General features: G+C 66.9%; 3 protein-coding genes. 2 read left to right on the top strand and 1 reads right to left on the bottom strand.

Going from position 1 to position 3,108, the window contains the following annotated elements:
* Positions 1-1,442 (top strand): phosphoenolpyruvate--protein phosphotransferase (gene ptsP, locus VK519_RS05430; RefSeq protein WP_324348113.1); only part of this gene is annotated, 1,442 nt, incomplete at its 5' end.
* A 24-nt stretch (positions 1,443-1,466) separates the two neighbouring features.
* Here ptsP and VK519_RS05425 read toward each other — a convergent pair.
* Entirely contained in the window at positions 1,467-2,342 is an 876-nt protein-coding gene (locus tag VK519_RS05425; RefSeq protein WP_324348112.1) for a LysR family transcriptional regulator, read from the bottom strand.
* An 80-nt stretch (positions 2,343-2,422) separates the two neighbouring features.
* Here VK519_RS05425 and VK519_RS05420 point away from each other — a divergent pair.
* Positions 2,423-3,108 (top strand): YeiH family protein (locus VK519_RS05420; RefSeq protein WP_324348111.1); only part of this gene is annotated, 686 nt, incomplete at its 3' end.

The following is a 3,108-nucleotide window of genomic DNA, read 5'->3' as shown; positions in this document are numbered from 1 at the left end:
GTCATTACCGTGCCGGGGCCGCGCTGAAACTGCAGCGCGATCGCCTGGCCGCGGTGTTCGATGCGATGAACGATCCTTACCTCAAAAGCCGGGGCGAGGACATCGACCAGGTGATCGGTCGCGTTATGGCGGCGCTGCAGCAGCAGGCCAGTGTCGAGGAGCGCAAGCTCGCCTCGCGCGTGGGCGAGATCCTTGTCTCCGACACCGTGGCACCGGCGGACATGGCCAACTACACCGGCCACGGCCTGCTGGGCGTGGTGGGTTCGGCCGGCAGCGTGTATTCGCACAGCGCGATCCTGGCGCGCAGCTTCAACCTGCCGATGCTGGTGGGCGTGCGCGATGCCCTCTCGGCCATCAACGACGACGACCTGGTGCTGGTGGACGGTGAGAAGGGCGAGGTGATCGTCCATCCCACTGCACAGGACCTCCAGCGCTACCGCACCTGGCAGCGCGAGGCTGCCAACGAAGGCCGGCGCCTGGCACGGCTGGCGCACGCGCCGACGAAAACCCGGGACGGCGTGCACCTGCGCCTGTTCGCCAACGCCGAACAATCTTCCGATATCGCCCAGGCACGCAACCGCGGCGCCGACGGCATCGGCCTGTACCGTTCCGAATTCCTTTTCCTGCGCCAGCGCGGACTGCCCGGCGAGGAAGAACAATTCATCGCCTACCGCGATGTACTGCTTGGCATGGGCGGCCTGCCGGTCACCATCCGCACGCTGGACCTGGGTGCCGACAAGGCCGATGCAGCAGGCCTTGTGATCCGCGGCGAGGACAACCCCGCGCTGGGCGTGCGCGGGGTACGACTCTCCCTGCGCTACCCCGACGTCTTCAGTGCGCAGTTGCGCGCCATCCTGCGTGCGGGTGTGTACGGCACGGTACGTATCCTGGTGCCGATGATTACCCATGCCGGCGAGATGGCCGCCGTGCGCAGCCTGGTCAGGCAGGCGCGCGAGGACCTCCGCCGGCAAGGGCACGAATTGCCCGAGCGCATCGACATCGGCGCGATGATCGAAGTCCCGGCCGCGGCCATCGGCGTACGCAGCATCCTTGAGAAATCCGATTTCCTGGCCATCGGTACCAACGACCTGGCGCAATACGTGCTGGCCGCCGACCGCAACAACGACGCCCTGGGCGATCTCTACGACCCGCTTCACCCTGCCCTGCTGCGTGTACTGGGCCACGTGATCTCATCGGCGCGGCGCGCCGGCAAGCCGGTGAGCCTGTGCGGCGAAATCGCCGGCGATCCGATCTATGCGCCGATGCTGGTGGCATTGGGCCTGTGCGAATTCAGCATGCACCCGGGACAGTTGCTGCGCGTGCGCGACAAGCTGTCCAACCTCGACCATGGCATGCTGCGTGCGCTGGCGCCCAGCCTGGTGCGTTGCTACACACGCGATGCCGTGGAAGAACAACTGCGCGAGGCGCTGGAGCGGCACTAGCCTCACGCTATGCCGGGCAGGTGCTTAGCCCCCGACACCCAGCCCGGTGAGGAATGCCGCCAGTGCCGCGCCCCTATAACGGCCCTGAAGCAGCACGATACCCAGTTGCCGCTCCAGGTCCAGGAACGGCGTATGCAGCGCCACCAGCCGGCCGGCCGCCACTGCATCGCCAATGGCCACCCGGGGCAGGCAGGCGATGCCAAGACCCGCGATCACCACCTGTTTGATCGCTTCGGTCTGGTCCAGCTCCAGCACGCCGCTCGCCGGCGGCAACGACGAAAGCACGCGCTCGGCCTGGGCACGCGTGGCCGAGCCCCGTTCACGAAGCACCCATCGCTCACCGGCGAAGTGCGCAGGTAGCAGGCGTCGCCGGTTCGCCAGCGGATGACCCGGGCGTACGCACACGGCCAACGCATCACGACGCCAGGGATGCACCTGCAGGGCGGGATCGGCGATCGGTCCCTCGATGAAGCCGGCATCGAACCGATGCTCCAGCACACCGCGGGCGATGTCCGCCGTGTTGCCGACGGCGATGCGAATCGCCACCCGCGGATGGGCCGCGACGAAGCCGCCGAGGAGTTCCCCGGCAAGGTAATTGCCGACCGTATTGCTGGTACCCAGGGTGAGCGTGCCGGCCAGGGCCTCGCCGGTGGCGGCCGAACCTGCGAAGGCTGCGAAACGCTCGGCGATTTCCCGCGCGCGGGGCAGCAATTCATGGCCGCGCTCGTTCAGGTGCAAGCGGCCGGCAACGCGATCGAACACCGCCTCGCCCAGCAAGCGCTCGAGTTCCGCCAGCGCCATGCTCACTGCCGGTTGCGAAAGATGCAGGCGGCCGGCGGCGGCGGAAACGGTGCCCTCGCCGGCGACGGCAATCAATACCTGCATGTGGCGAAGTGACATCCCGCTCATAAGTTAAATTTATAGCATGGATAAGAAACATATATTTTTCTTATCCATGCGCAGGCCTGATCATGGCCGGCATGAAAACTCTCCTTCCCGGCTTGTTGCTGGTGGCCGCCGTCGCGGCGATCGCGTTGGTGCTCGGCCATGCCATGCCGCTGGTCGGTGGCGCGGTCTGCGGCATCGTGCTCGGTATCGTGGTGCGCAATACCAGACCGCCGTCGCCCGCCTTCGCACCGGGCATCCGGTTTGCCTCACGGCAGGTGCTGCAGGCATCGATCATCGCGCTGGGCTTTGGCCTGAGCCTTGGCCAGGTCGCCCATACCGGGCTCTCCTCGCTGGCGGTGACGCTGTGCACCATGGCTGCAGCGGGCCTCGCCGCGTGGCTTGTCGGCCGCGCCCTGCGCGTCCACGACGACCTGAAGATCCTGATCGGCGTGGGTACCGCCATCTGCGGCGGCTCGGCGATCGCCGCCGTGGTGCCCATCATCAAGGCCAACGAGCACGACACGGCGTTTGCGATCTCCACCATCTTCCTGTTCAACCTGGTCGCCGTGCTGCTGTTCCCGTGGCTCGGTCACCTGATGGACCTCTCGGACCTCGGCTTCGGCCTGTGGGCGGGTACGGCGATCAACGACACCTCATCGGTGGTCGCCGCGGGTTACACCTACAGCCACGCCGCGGGCGATTTCGCCACCATCGTGAAGCTGACGCGTGCCACGCTGATCATCCCGATCTGCCTGGTGCTGTCGATTCTTGTGGGCCT

The sequence above is a fragment of the Pinirhizobacter sp. genome (assembly GCF_035317885.1).
Taxonomy (GTDB): domain Bacteria; phylum Pseudomonadota; class Gammaproteobacteria; order Xanthomonadales; family Rhodanobacteraceae; genus Pinirhizobacter.
This window is presented reverse-complemented; position numbering and strand designations above follow the sequence as displayed.

Coding starts and splice junctions, on each gene's coding strand:
- VK519_RS05425 (WP_324348112.1), bottom strand. CDS start 2,342: ATGTCACTTCGCCACATGCAGGTATTGATTGCCGTCGCCGGCGAGGGC.